The organism is Pacificimonas sp. ICDLI1SI03 (assembly GCF_054740865.1).
Genome location: NZ_JBSQAU010000003.1, coordinates 1 through 21,684 on the forward strand (window position 1 = coordinate 1; position 21,684 = coordinate 21,684).

Sequence of the window (21,684 nt, forward strand, 5' to 3'; positions counted from 1 at the left end):
CCACGGCCGACCAGCGCGACGGATAATCGCCCTCGTGATCCAATATCATCCGCACCGCACGGGCGCGCACCTCGGGTGAAAACTTGTTCGTTGTCTTGCTCATACAGGCTCCGCCTTCTCAGGAGTTGGAGCCTCCGACAATCCCGGGGCGGTTCACTCGCTGAGGGGCTAGTTCATCAGAGCTTCCCTGATGTGAGTGCGGCCATTCGCGCGGAGACGGTTTCACTGAAGGTGCCCGACGCAGCGATAGTTGAACAGAATTTCGGTTATGACCTGCTCAGCCCATCCAGTTTGATGGAAAAGGCAGTGGGCGAAACCATCACGCTGGTGCGCACCAATCCCGCTACTGGCGCCGAAACTCGCGAGAGAGCCAAGGTGCTGGCGGTGAATGGTGGAGTGGTCATCGAAACCAATGGTCACGTGGAGGCACTGCGAGACGATGGCCTGCCGGTCCGCGCGCTGTTCGACCGGGTGCCGGACGCATTGCTGGCGCGTCCAACGTTGACAGTCGCCTTGGACAGCAGCCGGGCGGGCACGCGTGCTGCGACCCTTTCATACCTTAGCCGCGGATGGGACTGGAGCGCTGACTATGTGGCGCTCTTTGACGAAAAAAACGGCAGGATCGACCTCCAAGGCTGGATCACGCTCCACAATACGAGCGGCACGACCTTCAGCAATGCCAGAACCCCTTTTTGGGGCCGAGCCAGGAAGGCTATGTCACCGCCTCTGCAGCGATCGTTGATGGCAATTCAGGATGAAAGTTTATCTCGGGTATAGCTTGCCGCATTAAAAACGCTTTTATACGCTCGCTTTATACGCGTCCGATGGAATGTGCTTGTCAGCTACGGACATCAGCCGGACCATGAAAAGGACAGGGCGGTTTCGCCCGCCACTTCCCCCCCCTGCGTGTAGCGGCGCTCGATGATGTTCCCCCGACCCTGATTGTCAATCGCCACCACCGTGCTACATCGCGTACCGTAGACTGGATTGCGTATGAATATCGGAGACAGCGGCGGCTCCCGCGGAATGTCCAATGGAGCTCCAGAGCTTATCCCGATGGCGGGCAAGTTCTCGTCCCGCAGATCATCAAGCAGCGCTTCGGGACGTGTGGCCCCTCCTAAGACCCATTCGAGGAGGTGGGCCTTAAGCCGCAACGTCTTGGGCCAGGGCTCGTCGAGCTCACCGTTCGACAATCCGTAGATCCCGGGCTTGAAGTCGCTTTGGAAAGGCTCCGGACAATTCGACTGGAACCGGGCTCGCTCGCGAGTGGCGACGATGAGGTTGAATGGGTTAAAATCGGAAAGCTCAGCCTTGCCAGGATCGGCATACCGGCCCTCCCCGGACAACAGATCGGTTACGAGCGCGCCGCGTGAAGCGCAGCCTGGATCTGGTGCGCCATAGCCCCTGAGGTTGGTCACGACTGCAAACCGCCCCCGCTCGGAAACACCGAGCCAGGTTCCTCCCAATTGCAGATCCCGCCCCGCGAGCAGATGATCCGGATGTTTCCATCGCCTCAGGGGTTCGGCAGGACGAGCATGTAATTCGTCGCGATTGCCGGCAGCGACCAGCATCCATCGGGGGTGGGCCCGCCACGCGAATGCCAAAACACACATCACGTGAATATTGGCGCCCGGCTGCCGCATTGGCAACAATTATGATGAACGAATTCGAGAGAGCCTCGGACGCAAACAAACTACTTTTGAATTGCCGCAGCAACAATCTGCAAGAACGATTTCTAGCGGCTTCACGGCGTGAATGGAAAATCAGTGGCGCGCACGCCATCAGCTGAGCTTCGCAGCTTCATGCCAAGTTACTCTAGAAGCAAATATAGTCGACAAGATTACCCGCGGGGGCCGTCTCTGCATCCGCCGGCCGACGAACCAGGCACTCGGCCCGTGCGAGCAACATCTGGCCCGAGGCTCGCTGACCATCGAGGAGGCGGAGGCCCTCGTCGACCATCTCCGCACCCAGGAAGGACTCCCGAGCCGACGTTGCAGAGGCCGAACGCGCTAGCGGCGCCTGTTTCCAGGCAAGCGCATCGAGCGGTTTCCCACCACCGAGTGCAAGAATTAGAGGAGCCAGAAGTAAGCGTGCGATTGTCATTGCAGCAGTTGGGTTCCCCGGCAGGCCAAGGAGGTGGCAATTCTGCAGCGAAGCGCTCCAGACTGGTTGACCCGGTTTCATTGCGACTCCGGCAAAATGAAGTTCCGCGTGAAGGTCCTCGACGGAAGTGCGTGCGAAATCTCGATCACCTTTTGAGGCTCCTCCTACGATGAGGACGATGTCGGCAGTTTCTACAGCTTCGGCCACCGCTGATTTAAGGGCCTCGCGCTCATCGCCTATTCTCGCGCTCCCATCTGGAAGATCACCCCATTGTCGAACCAAAAGGAGCAGCGCCTCCGATAAGCTGTCAGGAACTGCACCCGTCCGTCCAGCGGCAGTGCCGGGCTCCGCGAGTTCGTCCCCGGTTGTGATAACGCGAATGCGTGGTCGGTGCCATACCGTCAGCTCCGCAACATCCGCAGCTGCCGCAACGACCATCGCGCGCGGATCAATCATCCGGCCCACCGGAAGGAGCTGCATACCCTTTTCAAAGTCGCTGCCCTGTGTGCGAACGTGGCTGGCGGGGGGCGGCTCGCTAGTTAGACGAACCCAGCCAGCTTTCTCGGTAGCGGCCTCAAGCAGGATCACACGGTCCGCACCGAGAGGCATTCGGGCGCCTGTCATAATGCGCACTGCCTTTTCACACGCCATGACCGGGGCAATGTCCAGGCCTGGATAAGCCGCCCCAATCAGTTCGAAGGAGCGGATTCCGGCTTTGATATCTATCTCGCGCAACGCAAAGCCATCCATCGCTGCCCTGTGACCGTCCGGTGCGTCGCGTACGGCGTGGACCGGTTCGGCAAGCGTTCGCCGCCCGGCTTTTGCGAGCGGCACTCGTTCCATGCCGAGCGGCTTGGTTTCCCCTATCAGGATGCCGATTGCTTGGTCGAATGATAGCATAACGGCAGACACCTTGCCCGATTGATCGCGTCATGCGTCAGTCCGCAACATACTGCAATTCCCGGGCAGAAGGGAAAGTTTCAGCGCTCCGAACAGCCTCGCCGATGAGAATAATTGTAGGATGATTATCAGCGATTGCCAGAACCGTGAGCGGGAGAAGGTCGAGACGCGTGGACAGCATTCGTTCATTTGCGCTGGAGACATCGCAACCGACGAGGACCGGTGTGTCAGCAGAAAGTCCGGCCGCGATCAGCCGATCACTGATCTCCCGCGCCGCGCACATGGCTCATATTCCGAGCCTCGATGTATTCCGCCAGTTCGTCGGCGATGTAGCTGGGACCATTGTCGCTGAGTAGCCGGCGCTTGTGCAGCACCGTGGCGCTGCCACAGCCCGAGGCTTCAGCGCGAGGTCCAACGTATTGGTGACATCCTCGGCCCGCATATTGGTGCACAGCTTCCAGCCGATTATGTAGCGCGAGAAGTCGTCGAGCACGGTCGACAGATACATCCACCCTCCGCCTGCTTTCCAACGATGCTACGCATCGCCGGAACCTTGGCAGGCTCCGCCCCAGCCGATGATCTTGAAGTAGGTGAAGTCGGTCTGCCACATCTCATTCACCCTGGTCGTTCGGGTATGGAAGCGATCGGCGGCCTTCATCACGACATACGCCGGGCTGGTGATCAGATCATGAGCCTTCAACAGCCGATAAACCGTTGCTTCCGATACGAAGTAGCGCCGTTCATCCGTGAACCGCACCGCCAGTTCGCGCGGGCTTAGCTCGGACTGCTCCAGCGCCAGCTCGATGATCTGATCCTGTACGGTATCAGGGATGCGGTTCCACACACGGCCTGGTGACGACGGCCGATCGGCAAGCGCCTCCGGCCCCCCATCACGATATCGGTCATACCAGCGGTAGAAGGGCCGGCGTGGGATGCCGAGCTGGGCCAGCGTGCGCTTGGCGGGCAGATGCGACTGCTCGACGAGCCTTATGATCTCGAGCTTCTCGGTGGCGGAATACCTCATGCGTCTTCGCCCCCATCCGCCAGCATGCTTTATGGGATGGCCCGCCCCTCAATGACCGGCGCTATAATGGTGCCGGAATAGAAGAGGAGAGGACCGATGACCAATCCAGTGATTAGCGTTTTAGGTGTGGACCTGATGCCACCCAAAAGGCGCTGACCGCATTTGAGAGCGGAACTTGGGGCCAGCGACATCCCGTTATCGGGCAGAGCTGGCGGCGCGCTTGGGCGGAGGTTATTCCATTCTTCGCATTCCCGGACGAGGTTCGCCGGATCGTCTATACGACAAATTCTATCGAAGCGCTGAACTCAAAGCTGCGGCGAGCCGTCAGAGCCAGGGGACACTTCCCAAGCGATGATGCCGCCACCAAGCTGCTCTATCTGATCTTAAATCGCTCGGAGAAAGAGTGGAAGATGCCGCCGCGTGAGTGGACCATGGCCAAAGCTCAGTTCGCCGTAATCTCCGGCGAGCGCTTTTTCAAAGCCATGGCGGCATAATGTTCAACCGCCCGCCACACACGGAAATCCTGACAGTCCCCGCGGACTCCCATCATGGCCAGAGGCCAAAGCGCCTCGATCAACATTCCGGATAGATTCACGCATCCAACGCCGAAGCAGCATCAAAAAACCACCTTGCGCGAGAGGCGTCCATTGATTCGTTCCTTCGTTACTACGACGAAGCCAAAATCCTCCTTAAATCAAAACCTCAAACCTGTGCCATTGGTGCTGACGACAGACAGCGCTGAGCTGCTCTTCGAAATGCTCAGCCAGCGCTACGAGCGGGGCAGCACGCTCATCACCAGCAATCTCCGGTTCGACGAATGGACATCGGTGTTCGGGTCCGAACGCCTCACCGGTGTGCGCCGATCTTGCGCCAGCAAGAGCACAAGAGCGCCGAACATTTCGGAATCAATCCGCAAGTCCTTCTCCCGGCGCTTGAGATCGACGGAGCGATCCTGACGCAAAGCCTTGCGATCTGCGAATATCTCGATGAATGATACCCGCAGACGGCCCTGGTGCCCGCAGATCCCGTCTCGGGGGCCAGGATTCGCTCATTCGCCCTTGCGATCGTTTGCGAAATCCACCCCCTGCAAAACCTCGGCCTGCTGCAACGTCTTGCAGGTATGGGCCTGTCCAAAGCGTAGCTCGACGATTGGGCGAAAAGCGTGATCGGCGACGGCGTCAAGGCGTGTGCCGCCCTGGTCGATGGCGAAAAAGGCCCTATTGCTTTGGCGCGAATGTCACCATGGCCGATGTCGTCCTGATTCCGCAACTGGTGAACGCGCGCCGCTTTGGCGTTGCACTCGATCATCTTAGATTTAAGAATATCGAGGCGAACTGCCTTGCGCTAGATGCGTATTTTAAAAGCGGCCCCGGAAAATCAGCCCGATGCAATGTGACGGCCAGAGGCCCGGTAGCAGTCAGCCTCGCAAAATGCTTTCACCTTCAATCGAGCGGTGCGAACTGCGGCAGCCAGACATCCTCGTCGTTCTCGAACCTGACTGCGACCCGCATTCCGATCGTGACGGCTTCGGCATCAATGCCAACGATATTCGTCGTCAGCCGGACGTCGGGCTGTTCATCCAGGATGACGATCGCAATGACGTAAGGGACATCCATTCCTGGACCCCACGCCCGGTAATTGACGGTATAGGTTTCGACGCTCGCCCGACCGGACGTCGGCTGCGGTGCAACATTGTCGCTTAGGCACTTGGGGCACACAGGGCCCGGCGGGTGGGTCCATGTGCCACAATCGCCACAGCAACTGATCATCAGCTTGCCTTCGGCGCCGCCTGTCCAGAATGCACGGTTGGCATTGTCGATAGCGGGCAGGGTGCGAAGATAGGAAGTTGCCATGGCTGAGTCCCGGTAATTGTCAAAAGTGACGGGCTGGCGTTACCGACAGCCCGTCGTTACGGCTCAGGCCGCCTGCTTGTGCTCGATCGAGGCGAACATGTCGGTGATGTCCTGCGACGTAACGACACGCGGCTCTTCGCCTTCGGGCAGCGGGCTTGGTCCACCAAAGGATAGCGGCTCGGTGCTCACGTCCTGGGCCAGCTTGCGCAATGCGCCAACCGTGCAGTTTTCCTTTCCGCCCATCGCGGTAAACGGATCGAAATGCATGAAATCGATCGCATTGCGATGCGTGATCTTCTCGATCTGGCTCGGCGACAGGTGCTGAACGGTTTCGAACAGCCGCTCGGGCGCATGGGGCCAAAGCGTGTCGGAATGCGGATAATCGCATTCATAGGCCACGATGTCCTCGCCGATTTCATCTAGGTTCTTGAGGCCAAAGCGGTCGTCGATAAAGCAGGTCAGGAAATGTTCGCGGAAGACTTCGCTCGGCAGCTTGCCGCCAAAGCTCGAATGCGTCCACGCGCTATGATGCGCAAACGTGAAATCGGCCCGTTCGAGGAAATACGGAATCCAGCCGATACCGCCCTCGGATAGCGAAATCTTGAGATCTGGATAGCGATTGAGGGCCGAGAGATAAAGCCAGTCGGCCGCGGAATTTACGATCGAGATCGGCATGGTGATGATCCAGCAATCGATCGGCGACTTCATTGAGGCATGCGGTGCCTGCGCACCCGAGCCGATATGGATATTGATCGTCACCTTGTTTTCGGCGCACACCTTCCACAACGGTTCCCAATGCGAATCATGAATGGACGGCTGGCCCTTGAGCGAGGGATTGTCGCTGAACGTGATGGCGTGGCAACCCTTGGCGACCACACGCTTGATCTCGGCAACGGTGGCATTGATATCCCAGTACGGGATGATCGCGCACGGAATGTTGCGGCCAGGATACGATCCGCACCATTCATCGATATGCCAGTCATTATATGCACGCAGCAGCGTCAATGCGTTGGCGCGATTATCCAGCATCTGGAATAGCCCGCCATCAAAGGTTACAACGGTGGGAAAGTTCAGCGACGCTAGAATGCCGTTGACGTTCATGTCGTCGATGCGCGCATGGATGTCATAGGAACCGGGACGCATCTGCGTCAGCGATGACGGTTCGCAGCCATACTCTTCCTTGACGCGGCCTGCGACCGCGTTGAGCCCGATGCCACCTGTACGCAGGCCATCGAATATCCAGTAGTCCGCACCCTCTTCATCCTGCAGCATTTGCGGCTTGATCGCCTGGTGCTGCACCGAAAGGTGCTGGTCCCACATTGTCGGGGGTTCGACGATGTGATCGTCAACGCTCACCATGATAAGATTTTCGACCTTCATTCCAACTCTCCTTTGTTCAACAGGGCCCCCTGTCTCTTACTGCCTCTTAACGCTTGACTATTTTCACGTCCGAACGTTCGCGATCCCAGGTCCGTTCGGTAATGCCCTCGTCGCGCAATTCGTACTTCAGAACCCGGCCAACTGGATTCTTGGGCAATTCGCGCCGAAACTCGATAAACCTCGGCACGGCAAAATAGGGCAGGTTGTCCGCTGACCAACGGCAAAGTTCCTCTTCGCTGACACCTGCGTCATTGTGGATCGTGCAGGTAACCTTCACGTCATCTTCGGTCTCGGCAAAAACTGCGTGGACCGCGACTTCCCGAACGGCCGGATGCATTCTGAAGACCTGCTCCATCTCCATGCTTGAGATGTTTTCGCCACGACGGCGCAGATAATCCTTCTTCCGATCCACAAAGTAGAACCAGCCGTGCTCGTCGAACTTGCCGATGTCGCCGGTGTGGAACCAGCAATTGCGCATCAGCGCAGCAGTCGCTTCCGGCTTGCGCCAATAGCCCTCGAACATGACATGGGGACGCTTGGGTCGCACGACAATCTCGCCCGATTCGCCAGCAGGCACTTCCTCGTCGTGCTCGTTCACGATCCGCACATCGAAATCGTCATTCGCCCGTCCCGACGAATGTGCAGGCCGATCCACGCTGATCGGTACGCTTGTGACAAGCGCGCATTCGGTCAGGCCAAAACAGATCTGCGCTGTGTCCTTCACGCCGAAACGTGTTTTCCACTTGTTCTGATATTCCTCGGGAATTGGCGTGCCGGCAATGAACCGCAACTGGCCAAAGCACCTTCTTTCGGCCTCGTTTTCATCGGCATCGGCAATCAGGGTGATCATGGACGACAGAATCTGGACACCTGTTGCCCCCGAACGTTCGATTTCCGGCCAGAACCGGGAGACCGAAAACCGCGGATAGATTACCGCCTTGGCACCATGCAGCAAGGCACCGATGATCGTCGCGCTATACTGGTTCATGTGAAAGCCGGGAAGCGGCGTCCAGATCACGTCATCCTTGGTGTAATGCATGCAATCGGCAATCTGCCGCGCCTGGTTGCAGAGATAGCTTTGGCTGACCATGCAGCCCTTTGACGGGCCAGTCGTGCCGGCCGTATAGACCAGCATGGCAAGATCGTCCGGTGTGGAAACATGATCCAGTGCGGCCTGCGATCCCTTCAATGCCTCGTTAAAGGACGTCAACTTCAGCCGTTCGGGTATCGACGCCGGCATCTCGCCCTTGACGATCAGCACCTGCGCCTCGGGGATGCCGCCCTCGATCTCTATCAGGCGGCCGACATATTCCTTTTCGGCGACCAGCACGACGGCACCGCTATCGGCGACCTGGTGGCGCAGATACTCGCCTTTGTAGGCCGTGTTCAGCCCAACGAATATTGATCCCAGCTTCGAACAGGCGAGCAAGAGAATGAACTGCTCGACGCAGTTGTCGAGCAAACAGGTAACGCATTCGCCCGGCCTTGCACCCGCATCGCGCAGGCCCTGCGCAAGCCTGGTGCTGCGAAGATCGAGCTCGCCCAGCGTGTGCTTTTCGCCCGAATAATCCAGGAATTCAAAGTCGGGGCCCCGCATCTCCATCGCGTTGCCGAACGCTTCGAGCAGAGTAGTGGTGCGACCGGGAAGCCAAGCGCCTTTCACGTCAACTTGCATATCTAACAAACATCCATTCCATTCGATATATGACTAGTGGCGAGCCAGCAGCAGAGCGCCTGCCATGGGTCCACCGCCGGCGGCCGCAACCGCCAGCTTGGGATCGCCGCCAACTTGGCGCTTGCCAGCGCGCTTGCGCAGCTGGGTGACGGCCTCGTGGACAAATCCGAACCCATGGGTTCGCCCGGCTGATAACTGACCGCCGTTGGTATTGAGCGGCAGTTCGCCGTCGAGCGCGATGCGATGTCCACCTTCCACGAAGGGGCCGCTTTCGCCTAACCCGCAAAAACCCAGAGCCTCAAGCCAAGTGAGCGTGAGGAAACTGAAGCCGTCATACAGCTCCGCGACATCGACGTCGGACGGCTTGAAGTCCGAACGCTCCCACAACATCGCAGCGGCATCGAACGCGGCCATCCTGGGAATTTCGGCCTGGTCCCAGCTCAACCTGGCGTTGCCGGCACTTCCCACGCCATCGATGAAGACAGGCTCAGCCTTGAGATCGTCCGCCGCATCGGCATGGGACAGGATGATCACGGTCGACGCATCGGTGGGCGCGTCGCAGTCGAACAGGCAAAAGGGCGAGGAAATGAATTCCGCTGCGAGGTAGTCTTCCATCGTCAGCGGCTTGTCGTACATCCGCTTAGGATTGAGCAAGCCGTTCGTCCGGGCATTCACTGCCACCGCGCCCAGATGCTCCCGCTTCGTTCCATAAACGTGGAAATGGCGCTGCGCATACAGCGCGAGCCAGTGGATCGCCGTTATCGCGTTGAAAGGCATCTGCCACTGATATTCGCCCCAGACGCGGGTGCGGAAATCCTTGGGTCGGGCCGATTCCTTCCACGCTGCCCCGCCCGAACTTTCCGTCACGGTCCTGACGCAGATCACATGGCGGGCAAGACCGGCCTTTATCGCGGCATAGCCGTTGACGATGGCAGCAAGCTGCGCGGCTCCTTCCAGTCCGCTTGAATACCAGTTAGTGTTGAGTCGCAGCGCGTCGATGATTTCGGCCGAACCGACCGGGCCAAAGGCTGGCATGTCGGGCCTTGCCCCAGGATAGCACGACACACCGTCGATATCATCGCGCGTCAGGCCTGCATCATCCAGCGCATCCTTGATCGCATCGACCGTCAGGCCCATCGCCGTACGGTCAAGCCGCTTGCCGACCGCCGATTGACCGACGCCGGAAATAATCACTGCGGGTACTGCCATCAAACCTCTCAAATTTCCTGTGGCGGTTTTTCGCCTTGGATATGTAAACTGGCCTCTGGCCTCTATATTTCTAGACCCTCAGGATCTTTCACCTGATTTGCGATCGCCCGAATTGGTCATTTTCCGGATTGCACGGCAACGCCGAATCAATCAGACATTCGCAAATTAATGACGTAGTATCACTTTTCTGGGCGCGCTTGTCTAACGGATTTTCTTAATTAGCTTTCAAAGCTGTGAAAACGTCAGTTGAAAGGGTCCCGAACGGCTGCGCGACAAAGCCCAAAAAGGGAAGGCGAGTAGATAATGGAGAGAGGCAATATGAGCGAGGCACTTCCGCTTGCAGGATATCATGTCATCGATCTTGGCCGCGGCCAGGCATCCTCGATGGCAACCTTGTTCCTTCAGCATGCCGGGGCAAGGGTTACCCGGTTCGATGATGCCAACGGCGTCGCTCCGCTCGATCGATACAAGGACGCTATGTGGAATCGCGGCAAGCACCGCAAGGGCTTCGACAGCGATACCGCTGCAGGCCGCGACATGGCTTTGGAAGCGCTTTCGGACGCAGACATCCTTATCCACGATCGCCTCCCCACCGAAGCCGAACGGATGGGAATTGACACATCTTCACTCGAAATCGCGTTTCCCCGGCTGATCCATGTTGCCATCGGTGGCTGGCCGGCAGGGCATAACCGTGAAGATACGCCCGTCGACGATGCCCTGGTGATGGCCGCCGCCGGTCTATTCGACGAACAGGCCGCCGTGAAACGCGATGGCCCGGTATGGCTGCGCTTTCCGCTTGGCAGCAATCTTGCAGCCTATCTTGCTGCGGCAGGGGCATTGGTCCGCCTTCATGTTCGCAACCGGACGGGACGAGGGGGGAAAGTCGCAACCAGCCTCCTTCAAGGAGCGCTGATCCCGATGTTGATGCACTGGTCTCGCGCAGAGCGGCCCAGCAAGTCCGTGCTTTACGGAATGCCGAAGGATGGCGGCGCAACCGTGTTCGAATGCAGCGACGGAAACTGGATTCATACGATGGGCGCGCCGCAGGCTGCCTCATCCGTCGGCGACAGGCTGGATGCGATGTCGGGCGAGGAACGGGACCGGCTCAATTCGAAATATATCGACGCCGTCGTACAGTATCCCGGCCTGGGCAAGAATCGCGGAGCGGTGGAAGCGATTTTTGCCAGCCGCCCCAGCACCGATTGGCTGGCCGAACTTTGGGATGCAGACGTATCGGCCCAACCGGCCCTACCCATGGGCGCGCTTTACAAAGATGAACAGGCAAACGCCAACGGCTATGTCGTCGACGTTCGCGATGCGCGGCTCGGCAACACGCGCCAGCCGGGAAGCCCATTCGAGATATCGCTGCGCGCGCCGTCGACGACCGTCGCACAGCCGACCACGCAAAAACCGGATATGCGCTATCCTCTCGAAGGGCTCCGGGTCCTGGACATCGGCAATTTCCTGGCCGGGCCGATCGCCCCGATGCTGCTGGGAGATCTGGGCGCGGATGTCGTAAAGCTCGAAGCGATCGGCGGCGATCCGCTGCGACCGGTGGAATGGGCCTTCAACGGATGCCAGAGAAGCAAGCGTTCGATCGCGGTGGATCTAAAGAGCGAGGACGGACGCGACGTGATGGAGCGATTGGTCGACTGGGCCGATGTCGTCCATCACAACCAGCGCATGCCCGCCGCCGAAAAGCTCGGCTTTGGCTGGCAGGCTGTCCATGATCGCAATCCCGAAGCGATCTACTGCCATGTCAGCTCTTATGGGCGCAAGGGACCGCGCCGGAACTGGCCGGGATACGACCAGCTGTTCCAGGCCGCATCCGGATGGGAATTCGAATCGGCAGGCGAAGGCAATCCGCCCAGCTGGAGCCGGTTCGGCATGATCGACCATCTTGGCGGCCTGGCCTCGCTCGTCGCGTTGCTGGCGGCTCTGGTGCGGCGCGATGCAACGGGTCAGGGCGAGTTCACCGCCGCATCGCTTCTGGGGGCGAGCAGCGCCACTCTTGAAACGCTGGTCCTGCCGGACGGGGAACTCAGCCCTCTTCCCGTTCTCGACAGCGACCAAATGGGCATCGGTGTCGCGCAGCGCCTCTATGAGTGCGACGACGGGTGGATCGCCGTAAGCGATGCCACCACCGGTTCTGGCCCACAGATCATCGAACTCCTTGGCGGTTTTGCTACGCTGGAAGATCGCCTGTCCGGAATGCAAACAAGCGATGCTGTCGCGATGCTACAGAAAGCCGGTCTTCCAGCGGTGACCGTGGCGATGGAAAACCGGGATGCGTTCTTCGACGACCGTTCGACAATCGAAAACGATCTGAAGGCGGCCGTCGACCATCCTGTCTACGGTGCCTATGAATTCATCGGAACATTCTGGAATTTCGGCGATCTCGACGTGCGGCTCGACATGCCGATCCCGCTGCTTGGCGAGCAGACCGCCCAGATCCTGTCCGAAACCGGGTTGAGCGAAAGCGAAGTGTCAAGGCTTTTGGACAAGGGCGCTGTTGCCGCGCGTACAGCGGTTGGATGAATGCCCTGTATAGGTGAACGGTCCCGCCCTCTATCGCCAGAAATGAACAGGAGGAAGCCGCCTGCGGCACAGATGCGGCAGGCTGCTTCCAAGTACCACTGGCCAGCAGCCGATGCCCCCCAAGTACCTAGTGGTTGGAATCTAACACTTGGTGCCCGCGTCTGACGGCGGCGATGATTTTATCTGGATCGGCGGTCCAGACGAAGGGTTTGGGGCTTTCGTTGTGCTCATCCAGTGAAGCGGTTGATGGAGACCTGAAGGTCGACGAGCGAATGGAAGACGCCGCGTTTGAGCCGGCGTTTGGTCAGCCTGGCGAAGAAACCTTCGACGGCATTGAGCCACGAACACGAGGTTGGTGTAAAGTGGAAGGTGAAGCGCGGGTGCCGCTGGAGCCACTCGCAGACCTTGGGATGCTTGTGAGCGGCGTAGTTGCCGAGGATCGCGTGGATTGCCTTGTCGGCGGGCACCCGCGCTTCGATCAGATTCAGAAAGCGGATGAATTCCTGGTGGCGATGCCGCTGCATGTTGCGGCCTATTACTGTCCCGTCGAGCACATTGAGCGCCGCAAAGAGCGTGGTCGTACCGTTGCGCTTATAGTCGTGCGTCATAGTTCCGGCCCGTCCCTTCTTGAGCGGCAGGCCAGGTTGGGATCGGTCGAGGGCCTGAATCTGGCTTTTCTCGTCGAACGACAGGACGATCGCGTGGGCGGGCGGCGCGCCAGACGTGCTTCTGAAGGGCGTTACGATCCTTGCAGATCCGCTCGAGACGCTCTCGGTCCGCAGAACCGAGATCGATGACTATACCACTGCGCATCCCGCTGACTCGCACGGACGAAGCCACAGGGAATCCCTGATCGGACTCAAGTGTCAGGCGGCGACCACTAGTGGGTCATTTCAATCGGATTTCCCAAGGCCTGCCCGCCATCCACGACAAGTGTCTGGCCCGTAACGTATGACCCTTCGTCAGAGGCGAGGAACAGCATCCCGTTTGCGATGTCGCTACCCTGCCCCACACGGCGCAACGGCATCGATTGCTCCCACTTTTGGAGGAAGTCTTCCGGTACGCCTGCGGCAAAGGATACCGACATGGTTCCGCCAGGCGCAACGGCGTTGACCGTGATACCCTCGGGCCCGAACTCCACGGCCGCGCCGCGGACGAGCGCGTTGATCGCGCCCTTTACCATCGTGTAGGCAGAAAGACCGACAAGGCTGTTCCGGTCGGCCATGATCGAACTGGTCAGGATCACCCGTCCCGCATCGCTTTGCCGCAACAGTTCATACGTGTCCTGCATCAGCCAGAAGGCCGATTTAGCACCGACATCCAGCGCCTTCTCAAGCTGCTCGTCCGACGTTTCGTGCAGCATGGCAAATGGCGAGTAACCGGCGTTGTGGACCAGGATATCAAGCCGGCCCCAACGCTCGTTTACCATGGCCGCGATCTTCCGGGTCGCGTCGCGGCTCCCCATCTCAATCGCGCACAATTCGGCTTCGACACCCAATGCACGTGCGCTTTCCACCACTTCCTCGCCATGGGATGCGGTGCGGGTCACCACCAACACGTTTGCACCTTCCTCGGCAAAGCGCGTGACAATGGATTCGCCGATCCCCCGGCCCGCGCCAGTGACGATCGCCACCCTGCCCTTCAAACGGCCACTGTGCGTAGAGCCGCTCAAGGCTTCCTTTCCCGCTCGGCCTTGTTTGCCGTGGTCATTCCTTCAAGCTCGAGCGTGATTACCTTTCCGCAGATGGTCCAGGCGTTGGCGTGGCCCAGCGAATGGGTATCGAATGCGGATTGTAGGGCATTGTGCTGGCCCTGCGCGTCGAGCGTGAGATTGACAGCACGCTTGGCCATCAGCAGCGCATGGGGGTGCATCTTAGAAATATCTGTCGCCAGTGCCATCGCCGCATCGTCCAGTTCGGCACGCGGAACCACGCGATTGACCATGCCGAGCCGATGGGCTTCGGCGGCATCGATGAAACCGCCGGTAAAGAGCAGTTCCTTGGCCTTGCGATGGCCCCATTCCCATGTATGGCCATGATATTCGACGCCGCCAATGCCCATCTTGATGACTGGATCGCTGAAACGCGCGTCGTCCGAAGCGACGATAAGATCGCACGGCCATGCCAGCATCAGCCCGGCCGCGATACACGCGCCCTGCACCACGGCAATGGTCGGCTTGGGCAGGTCCCGCCACTTTCGCGAATAGCCGAAATAATGCTTCAGCTCCCAGTTGTATAAGCGCATCATGCCAGTCTGATCGACATCGTCAAACATCGATTTCCACGGGTCGGTGTCAAAGACCTCATCGGCAATATCGTGCCCGGCTGAGAAATGTTTCCCCTCTGCCCTGAGCACGATGACGCGGACTTCGTCATCGGCCACGGCCTTGTCAAAGGCCTCATCCAATTCTTTCAGCAGAGCCGCATTCTGCGCATTTCGCTGTTCCGGACGGTTCAGCGAAATGATCGCAACCCGGTCGCTCAGTTCATATTCGATATAGCTCATAAGGCACAGTCCAGGATCTATATTTTGAGAATTGACGGATTCTCAATAATCGTAAGGTCGGAAATCGGGCGGTCAAGGATGTTACGCAACAAAGACCGGGCAATGCCGCACATCCAGTGTCCTTTCCTCCGGCCATGCCGCGCCCTTCTGCACTCTCGATAAGTGGACTTCGGGAGCAGCACGGCAATGGTGGAGCGCTAACTGACAAGAATGTGATTAATGCGTGCGCAACGGGAATGCCACTCGACAATCCTGCGCCAACTAGGTCCTCTTGGTGCAAAGGCACACCAAGGAGAAATCGATGCAACTGTTCTTTGCGCCGGCCTCGCCGCTCTATCGAAAAATCTGGCTTTGGGGGAAGGCACTGGGCCTGGCCGACCGGATCGAAAGGATCACGTCAAGGCTCGGGCCGGTTTCCGAAGACGCGGAATTATGCCGTCACAACCCGCTCGGCAAGATTCCCACGACGGTCCTCGACGATGGTACCGCCTTGTACGACAGCCGGCTGATTACCGCCTACCTCAATTCCTTGGGAACGGGCATCCTGTTGCCATTGTCGGGTGATCGATTTTGCCGGCATTAAGAAACGAACCGGCAGTCAGGGGAGGCATTTCTTGAACGCACAGATCCTGCCTGCGGGACCCGTGGTCCGGCTAACATCATGGTTTACGGTGGGAATACTGCTGTTGATGGCCGTGCTGTCCTATCTGGACCGCATTATCATTGCGCTGCTGGTTACCCCGATCCGCCAAAGCCTCGATATCACCGATTTTCAACTCGGCCTTGTCCAGGGGCTCGGTTTCGGGATATTCTATGCCCTGTTCGGCGTGCCGATCGGCTATCTGGTCGATCGCTTTTCGCGGCGCTGGATCCTGTTTCTGGGTACGGGCTGCTGGTCATTGGCCGCCGCCGGCTGCGGGCTTGCCAACAGTTTTTCCCAATTGTTCATGGCCCGTGTCGCGGTCGGCGTGGGCGAGGCTGCGCTGTCTCCGGCGGCCTATTCAATCATCGCCGACCTGTTCCCTAAGCGCAGGCTATCGTTCGCCGTCAGCGTCTTTGGCGTGGGCACGGTTCTGGGCAGTGCAGTTGCATTCATCGGTGGCGGCGCCGCAATCCGCCATTTCGAGTCCATCGGAGCCATGACCCTGCCGGTTCTGGGAGTAATGGAGCCTTGGCAGATCGTGTTGATCCTTACGGGGCTTCCCGGATTGCTGGTGGCACCCCTCATCTTTCTGGTGCGAGAGCCGGGTCGCACATCATTGATCCCGGTCATGCCGGGCGATCGCCCAGCCGATGATGCGCCATTGGATGACAGGAAGGAAACCCTCACCCACTTTCTGCGCCGCAGCCGGACATTCCTTTCGTGTCATTTCATCGGTTTTGGCCTCCTGGCCGCGGCAACCTATGGCGGTTTGAGCTGGCTGCCCACCATGCTGATGCGCCGCTTCGATACACCGATTGCCGATATTGGCCTGATGATGGGGCTGGTCAGCATCTTTGCAGGTGTACCGGGCTTTCTCGCCAGCGGCTGGATCGTGGATCGCTGGTTCCATGCCGGAACTCGCGATGCTCACCAACGGTATTATGCGATCGTGAACCTAATCGCCGCAGCCGTGTGCATTCCGACGTTTCTCGTCGCTCCTAGCGCTGTGCTTGCGATCGTCGGCTGGGGCATCATCTCGCTGGTCCAGCCGTTCACCGGTCCTTCTGCCGCACAGCTTCAGATTGTCACCCCGCCCCATCTCCGCGGTCGGGTATCGGCACTTTACGTCATGATCTTCAATCTAATGGGAATGTGTATCGGGCCGCCGCTCGTGGGGTTTCTCACCGATTACGTCCTGGGGAACTCCGAGCGTATCCACGTGGCGCTCGCCTTCAGCTATTTCGGATTGGCAGGCGCCAGCGCATTATGTTTCTGGATCGGGCTGGGCCCTTCGCGGCGCGCAATGGAAGGCGCTTGACGAAGGCAATTATTACATAGGTGAATTGATGAAGCCCGCGCCGCCACCCCGTCCAACAATCACGTCCATGGAAGAAGAGGGCGGCACCTTGCACGTGCCAACGGCCTGATCATAATCGCCGACACAAACAAGAACAGCAAAGTTGCAACCGGACCATAAGGCCGGAGCGACCGTGGGAGCGATGATATGAAGGTGCACGACACGAAAGCTGAATTGCGCGGAAGAACACGGTTCTGCATGTTGGCAAGCGCAGCGGCGATAATCGGCGTAGCGGCAATCGGATCGCCGGCCTTCGCGCAGTCGTCGCAGGGCGAGGACAAGGCATCTGCCACGGCCGAAATCCCGCCAGCCGCCGAACCCGCAGGCGAAACGGTGGCACGCACCGACGGCAATGACATCATCGTCACGGCGCGCCGCCGGGCGGAACGCCTGCAGGACGTGCCCATTGCGGTCAGCGCGCTCAGCTCTGACGAGCTGACCCGCGCGAACATCACGCAGGTATCCGACATTCAGCTAAAGGTACCGGGACTGACGATGACCCCGTCGCCTTTCGGGTCGAATATCCTGCAGGTCGCCATTCGCGGACAGCGCCAATTCGATGCCTATATCACCAAGGACCCGGCAGTGGCGGTCTACTTTGCCGACGTGGTGCAGAACCGGCCCCAAGGTCTTAACGCTGCACTGTTCGACATCGAATCGGTACAGGTTCTGAAAGGGCCGCAAGGCACGCTGTTTGGCCGCAACACAACGGGCGGCGCAGTGATTATCACGCCTGTCGAACCCAAGCCGGTCTTTGGCGGCTATGTAACGGCCGGCCTTGGCAATTACGATGCAAAACGGCTCGAAGGGGCGATCAACATCCCGCTTACCGACGATCTGGCGGTTCGGGCTGCCGGCTCGATAACTCGGCGCGACGGATTTACCAGGAATTACACGACCGGGCAGCGACTGGACGACGACCACAAGAACAGCTGGCGCATTTCGGCGTTGTGGATGCCGGGCACGATGTTCGAAAACCGGTTGGTCCTGAACGGATTCGAAGCCGACGAGAACGGAACAGCGTACAAGTTGTACGCCTATCGCCCCGGAAGTCTGACCGAAACCTACGTGAACTCCACCGATCCGGGCGGGCTGGACCGCGAACTCGACGATCTTGCGGCGCTGCCGTTCCATTCGACATTGTCGAACGAGGTCCTGAGCACGAAAATTACGACATTCACTCTGTCAAACGTCAGCGAACTGTCGCTGGGCAATGCCACGCTCAAGAACATTTTTGGTTATCGCCGGGTGAAGTCCAACACGAATTTCGATCTCGAAGGATCGCGCTACGACTTCTTCTCATCGCGCGAGGACATGCAGGAACGCCAGTACAGCAACGAGATACAATTGCTTGGTACCGCTTTCCAGGACAGGCTTGATTACATCGTCGGGGCGTTCTATTTCTATGAGAAGGGTTCCGACTATCAGCGATCAGATTCCTTTGCAGGCTTCGGACCGCTCGAGGCGGTGCGCGAGAGCTTTGCCGATCCGATCACCAACGAAGCCTATTCATTCTTTGGGCAGGTCACTTATCGCCCGGCATTCGTGGAAGGCGTGTCGCTCACCGGCGGCATTCGCCAGAATTACGATGTCCGATCGCTGTTCGCACGCAGCCGGACAAACGGGATCTGCCGCCTGGTCGATGCCGATGTCGGCGGGACGCCTCTGGACCCCTGTGTCAAGCAGCTGAGCGAGAAGTTCAAGAAACTGACCTATACGTTGAGCGCCGATTGGAAGGTGACCGACGATGTCCTCGTCTATCTGGCGCACCGCAAAGGCTACCGGACCGGCGGATTCAACTTTGGCGGCGGCCGCCCGTCGGAACTGCTGCCCTTTCGTCCTGAAATCGTCAAGGATTTCGAACTGGGGCTGAAGTCGTCGTGGTATGTCGGCAATGTCCGGTCGAGGCTGAACATTGCGGCCTATAGCCAGGACTACACTGATATCCAGCGCTCGGTCGGCTTCTTCGTGCCCAACACCTCCCCACCGGTCTATGTCAACAGTATCATCAACGCAGCATCCGCGCGGATCAGGGGTGTCGAGGCCGACATCACCATCGATCCATCGAACTATTTCGAACTTGGCGGCAGCGTTTCGTATATCGATGCCACCTATAAGCAGTTCACCGATCTATCGTCGGGCGCCGATCTGAGCGGATCGGCCTTTGCCGGCGCACCGAAATGGGCGTTCAGCGCCAATGCAAGCTGGACCCTGCCGCTGGCGCCGGCGATCGGTGACATGATCTTGCACGGCGATGTCTATCATCAAAGCACGAGCAATTATGCCGATGTCAATTTCGACCCGTCGATCGGCGCGCCATCGCTTTCCTCGCGTATACCGCCATTTACACTGGTCAACGCTAGGGTCGAGCTTGCCGATGCCCTTGGCACATCGCTAAGCGTTGCCGCCTTTGCCAAGAACCTGCTGGATGAGGAGTATATTGGCGGCGGCACCGATATCACGCTCAATGTCGGTTTCGCCGGCGTCATCCTCGGTGCGCCGAGAACCTATGGCCTCGAGGCAACCTATCGCTTCTAGACATTGCGGAAAAGGCGCGCGGCATTACCGCCGCGCGCCGTTATCGGGACAGTTCGGGATAATGACTTGGCACATTCGAAAAACCTGAAACTGGCCGGGCGGCGGATCATCGTGACCGGCGGCGCATCGGGAATAGGCAAGGCGACGACGCAATTGTTCGCCCGCCAAGGGGCCGACGTTGCCGTGCTGGACATTGATCCCAGCGGTCTTGCCGCGATCGACACAGCCGATGGCGTCACCACGATCCCTTGCGACCTGTGCCAGCCAGCTCAGATCGCCGCAGCCGTCGATACGGCTTCGGGAAGACTGGGCGGCATCGACGGTCTTGTCCATTGCGCCGGATATTCCGCGATGGCCGCGCTCGACAGCATGGCCGATGAAACATGGCGGCGCATGATGTCAGTCAACCTGGATGCGTTGTTCCATCTCTGCCGCGCGGCATTGCCGTGGCTGCGCGCAGCTGGAAATGCGACCATTGTGACCGTCGCATCAGGGCAGGCCATCCTGCCCAATGCGCCGGGTGGAACCGGCTATGCGGCATCCAAGGCCGGGGCAATGGCCTTTACTAAGGCGTTGGCTGCGGAACTCGCCCCATCGGTTCGCTGCAATGTCCTCTGTCCCGGCATCGTCGATACGCCGATGGTATCGGGCCTTTTGGGCGACGGGCCAGCCGACAATGCGCCTTTCGTGCAGCAATATGCCATGAAACGCGTGGCAAGGCCTGAGGAAATGGCCGAGGCAATCCTGTTTCTGAGCAGCGAGGCATCATCCTATATCACGGGCGCAGCGCTTGCCGCCGATGGTGGACGCACCTTGCACTAAGGTGGTGCCTTTGCGATCAAAAGCGCAATCGCCGCCGCACGCCCTGCCCCTTGCAAAACCCAATTCTAGAGCGTTTTCCGATCATGCTGGATCATATCCACACGAGCTGAAGTAATTGGCGCCTTCGTCTGGCTGGAAGATATCGACGAGCTGCCTGATGAGCCCCCCAGAGGCCGACGACGGTTCGTTCGCCAAGCTTTCGCAGCATGGCCTTGAGCCGCGAGAACGCCTTCTCGATGGGATTGAAGTCGGGGCTGTCGGGGGGAAGGAAGCGCAGGGTTGCGCCGGCCGCTTCGATCCGCTCGCGCACCGATGCACGCTTGTGGCTCGACAGATTGTCCATGATCACAACATCGCCAGGTCGAACCTGCGTCACATAAGCCTCGAACCAGTCGCCGTTGATCGGACCATCGAGCACCATTGGCGCGACCATGCCGGTCATACGCAGCCCGGCGACCAGCGTGGTCGTTTTGCGATGGCCGTGGGGAAGCCCATGCGCAGGCGCTCGCCCCTGGTGCAGCGGCCATGGCTGCGGGTCATGTTGGTCGCGGTCCAGAGCCTGCCCCGGCGGAGGCCGGGGTCTCGTCGATAAACACGAGATGCTCCGGCTCCAGATCGAGCTGACCGTCGAACCAAGTCTGGCGCTGGCTCAGGATGTCGGGGCGATCCTGCTCGATCGCGTGCCCAGTCTTTTTTTGCGCGTGATCCCGCGCCAGTCGAAGAACCGCCACAAGGTGCCGATCCCGACGTGCACGTCTTGCCCTGCAAGACCCGACTTGATCTCGGCCAGCGTGATATCGCGATCCTCATCCAGCAGCGCCATGATCAGATCGGCATAGCGGTCGGTCTTCGAGGAACGCTGATTGCCACCGGGCTTGCCAGCGATGGCGCGGCCATGTTCGCGTGCCATCTGCCGCCAACGGACTGCCGTAGCGACCCCAACCCCGAAACGAGCCGCCGCCGCCCGGCAACTCAGCCCGCCTTCGATCGCCGCAACAACCCGATCCCGTAAATCCTGCGATAGTGCTCTGGCCATTCATGCTGGCCTCCTGCCCAGCACGAAAGATGAATCATAATCTCCCCGCCGATGGGATCCCTCGCGATTCAGGCGCTGTGGAAAACGCTCTAAGCCGTGCA

The 21,684-nt window shown here is 59.3% G+C and carries 14 protein-coding genes and 5 pseudogenes; 8 read left to right on the top strand and 11 right to left on the bottom strand.

What is annotated here, in order from left to right:
• Positions 1 to 153: 153 nt before the first annotated feature.
• Positions 154 to 687, top strand: a pseudogene (locus tag ACSMXM_RS16775) (DUF4139 domain-containing protein); the annotation flags it as partial.
• A 164-nt stretch (positions 688 to 851) separates the two neighbouring features.
• Here ACSMXM_RS16775 and ACSMXM_RS16780 read toward each other — a convergent pair.
• The 3 genes and pseudogenes from ACSMXM_RS16780 to ACSMXM_RS16790 all read right to left on the bottom strand — a co-directional run.
• On the bottom strand, positions 852 to 1,613 hold the full coding sequence (locus ACSMXM_RS16780) for an NRDE family protein (protein ID WP_460317649.1): 762 nt from the start codon (positions 1,611 to 1,613) through the stop codon (positions 852 to 854).
• A gap of 202 nt (positions 1,614 to 1,815) precedes the next feature.
• Complete coding sequence (locus tag ACSMXM_RS16785) at positions 1,816 to 3,003, bottom strand: molybdopterin molybdotransferase MoeA (RefSeq protein ID WP_460317630.1); 1,188 nt, start codon at positions 3,001 to 3,003, stop codon at positions 1,816 to 1,818.
• 269 nt (positions 3,004 to 3,272) lie between these two features.
• Positions 3,273 to 4,057, bottom strand: a pseudogene (locus ACSMXM_RS16790) (DDE-type integrase/transposase/recombinase); the annotation flags it as partial.
• Positions 4,058 to 4,161: 104 nt separating this feature from the next.
• On the opposite strand from ACSMXM_RS16790, the pseudogene ACSMXM_RS16795 reads away from it, so the two are divergent.
• Together ACSMXM_RS16795 and ACSMXM_RS16800 are read left to right on the top strand one after the other, a co-directional pair.
• Positions 4,162 to 4,521 (top strand): annotated as a pseudogene (locus ACSMXM_RS16795) (transposase); the annotation flags it as partial.
• A 323-nt stretch (positions 4,522 to 4,844) separates the two neighbouring features.
• Complete coding sequence (locus ACSMXM_RS16800) at positions 4,845 to 5,021, top strand: glutathione S-transferase N-terminal domain-containing protein (RefSeq protein WP_460317631.1); 177 nt, start codon at positions 4,845 to 4,847, stop codon at positions 5,019 to 5,021.
• A gap of 448 nt (positions 5,022 to 5,469) precedes the next feature.
• On the opposite strand, the gene ACSMXM_RS16805 is transcribed toward ACSMXM_RS16800, so the two are convergent.
• From ACSMXM_RS16805 to ACSMXM_RS16820, 4 genes are all read right to left on the bottom strand, one after another.
• Positions 5,470 to 5,880: a Zn-ribbon domain-containing OB-fold protein gene (locus ACSMXM_RS16805; RefSeq protein ID WP_460317632.1), complete on the bottom strand. Its 411-nt coding sequence runs from the start codon at positions 5,878 to 5,880 to the stop codon at positions 5,470 to 5,472.
• A gap of 63 nt (positions 5,881 to 5,943) precedes the next feature.
• Complete coding sequence (locus ACSMXM_RS16810; protein WP_460317633.1) at positions 5,944 to 7,152, bottom strand: amidohydrolase family protein; 1,209 nt, start codon at positions 7,150 to 7,152, stop codon at positions 5,944 to 5,946.
• 154 nt (positions 7,153 to 7,306) lie between these two features.
• Positions 7,307 to 8,923: an AMP-binding protein gene (locus tag ACSMXM_RS16815; protein WP_460317634.1), complete on the bottom strand. Its 1,617-nt coding sequence runs from the start codon at positions 8,921 to 8,923 to the stop codon at positions 7,307 to 7,309.
• A gap of 45 nt (positions 8,924 to 8,968) precedes the next feature.
• Positions 8,969 to 10,144, bottom strand: a complete 1,176-nt coding sequence (locus ACSMXM_RS16820; protein WP_460317635.1) for a thiolase family protein — start codon at positions 10,142 to 10,144, stop codon at positions 8,969 to 8,971.
• Between the two features lie 318 nt (positions 10,145 to 10,462).
• On the opposite strand from ACSMXM_RS16820, the gene ACSMXM_RS16825 reads away from it, so the two are divergent.
• Positions 10,463 to 12,682, top strand: a complete 2,220-nt coding sequence (locus ACSMXM_RS16825) for a CoA transferase (RefSeq protein WP_460317636.1) — start codon at positions 10,463 to 10,465, stop codon at positions 12,680 to 12,682.
• 127 nt (positions 12,683 to 12,809) lie between these two features.
• On the opposite strand, the pseudogene ACSMXM_RS16830 reads toward ACSMXM_RS16825, so the two are convergent.
• The 3 genes and pseudogenes from ACSMXM_RS16830 to ACSMXM_RS16840 all read right to left on the bottom strand — a co-directional run.
• Positions 12,810 to 13,395, bottom strand: a pseudogene (locus ACSMXM_RS16830) (IS630 family transposase); the annotation flags it as partial.
• Positions 13,396 to 13,562: 167 nt separating this feature from the next.
• Positions 13,563 to 14,354: an SDR family NAD(P)-dependent oxidoreductase gene (locus tag ACSMXM_RS16835; protein WP_460317637.1), complete on the bottom strand. Its 792-nt coding sequence runs from the start codon at positions 14,352 to 14,354 to the stop codon at positions 13,563 to 13,565.
• Positions 14,351 to 15,187, bottom strand: coding sequence for an enoyl-CoA hydratase (locus tag ACSMXM_RS16840; protein ID WP_460317638.1), 837 nt, complete (start codon positions 15,185 to 15,187; stop codon positions 14,351 to 14,353). The genes ACSMXM_RS16835 and ACSMXM_RS16840 overlap by 4 nt, the downstream gene beginning before the upstream one ends.
• Before the next feature lie 301 nt (positions 15,188 to 15,488).
• Between ACSMXM_RS16840 and ACSMXM_RS16845 the strand changes: the two genes are divergently transcribed.
• From ACSMXM_RS16845 to ACSMXM_RS16860, 4 genes are all read left to right on the top strand, one after another.
• The gene (locus ACSMXM_RS16845) at positions 15,489 to 15,770 is read left to right on the top strand and encodes a glutathione S-transferase N-terminal domain-containing protein (protein ID WP_460317639.1); all 282 of its coding nucleotides are present in this window, start codon (positions 15,489 to 15,491) and stop codon (positions 15,768 to 15,770) included.
• 31 nt (positions 15,771 to 15,801) lie between these two features.
• Complete coding sequence (locus ACSMXM_RS16850) at positions 15,802 to 17,148, top strand: spinster family MFS transporter (protein ID WP_460317640.1); 1,347 nt, start codon at positions 15,802 to 15,804, stop codon at positions 17,146 to 17,148.
• A 237-nt stretch (positions 17,149 to 17,385) separates the two neighbouring features.
• Positions 17,386 to 19,725, top strand: a complete 2,340-nt coding sequence (locus ACSMXM_RS16855) for a TonB-dependent receptor (RefSeq protein ID WP_460317641.1) — start codon at positions 17,386 to 17,388, stop codon at positions 19,723 to 19,725.
• Between the two features lie 66 nt (positions 19,726 to 19,791).
• The gene (locus ACSMXM_RS16860) at positions 19,792 to 20,547 is read left to right on the top strand and encodes an SDR family NAD(P)-dependent oxidoreductase (RefSeq protein WP_460317642.1); all 756 of its coding nucleotides are present in this window, start codon (positions 19,792 to 19,794) and stop codon (positions 20,545 to 20,547) included.
• Positions 20,548 to 20,628: 81 nt separating this feature from the next.
• Here ACSMXM_RS16860 and ACSMXM_RS16865 read toward each other — a convergent pair.
• Positions 20,629 to 21,583, bottom strand: a pseudogene (locus ACSMXM_RS16865) (IS630 family transposase).
• Positions 21,584 to 21,684 lie beyond the last annotated feature (101 nt).

Bases quoted from the DNA above. Each gene is read 5' to 3' on its own strand.
- ACSMXM_RS16780 (WP_460317649.1), bottom strand. From the start codon at position 1,613: ATGTGTGTTTTGGCATTCGCGTGGCGGGCCCACCCCCGATGGATGCTG.
- ACSMXM_RS16785 (WP_460317630.1), bottom strand. From the start codon at position 3,003: ATGCTATCATTCGACCAAGCAATCGGCATCCTGATAGGGGAAACCAAG.
- ACSMXM_RS16800 (WP_460317631.1), top strand. From the start codon at position 4,845: ATGGACATCGGTGTTCGGGTCCGAACGCCTCACCGGTGTGCGCCGATC.
- ACSMXM_RS16805 (WP_460317632.1), bottom strand. From the start codon at position 5,880: ATGGCAACTTCCTATCTTCGCACCCTGCCCGCTATCGACAATGCCAAC.
- ACSMXM_RS16810 (WP_460317633.1), bottom strand. From the start codon at position 7,152: ATGCTGCAGGATGAAGAGGGTGCGGACTACTGGATATTCGATGGCCTG.
- ACSMXM_RS16820 (WP_460317635.1), bottom strand. From the start codon at position 10,144: ATGGCAGTACCCGCAGTGATTATTTCCGGCGTCGGTCAATCGGCGGTC.
- ACSMXM_RS16825 (WP_460317636.1), top strand. From the start codon at position 10,463: ATGAGCGAGGCACTTCCGCTTGCAGGATATCATGTCATCGATCTTGGC.
- ACSMXM_RS16840 (WP_460317638.1), bottom strand. From the start codon at position 15,187: ATGAGCTATATCGAATATGAACTGAGCGACCGGGTTGCGATCATTTCG.
- ACSMXM_RS16845 (WP_460317639.1), top strand. From the start codon at position 15,489: ATGCAACTGTTCTTTGCGCCGGCCTCGCCGCTCTATCGAAAAATCTGG.
- ACSMXM_RS16855 (WP_460317641.1), top strand. From the start codon at position 17,386: ATGTTGGCAAGCGCAGCGGCGATAATCGGCGTAGCGGCAATCGGATCG.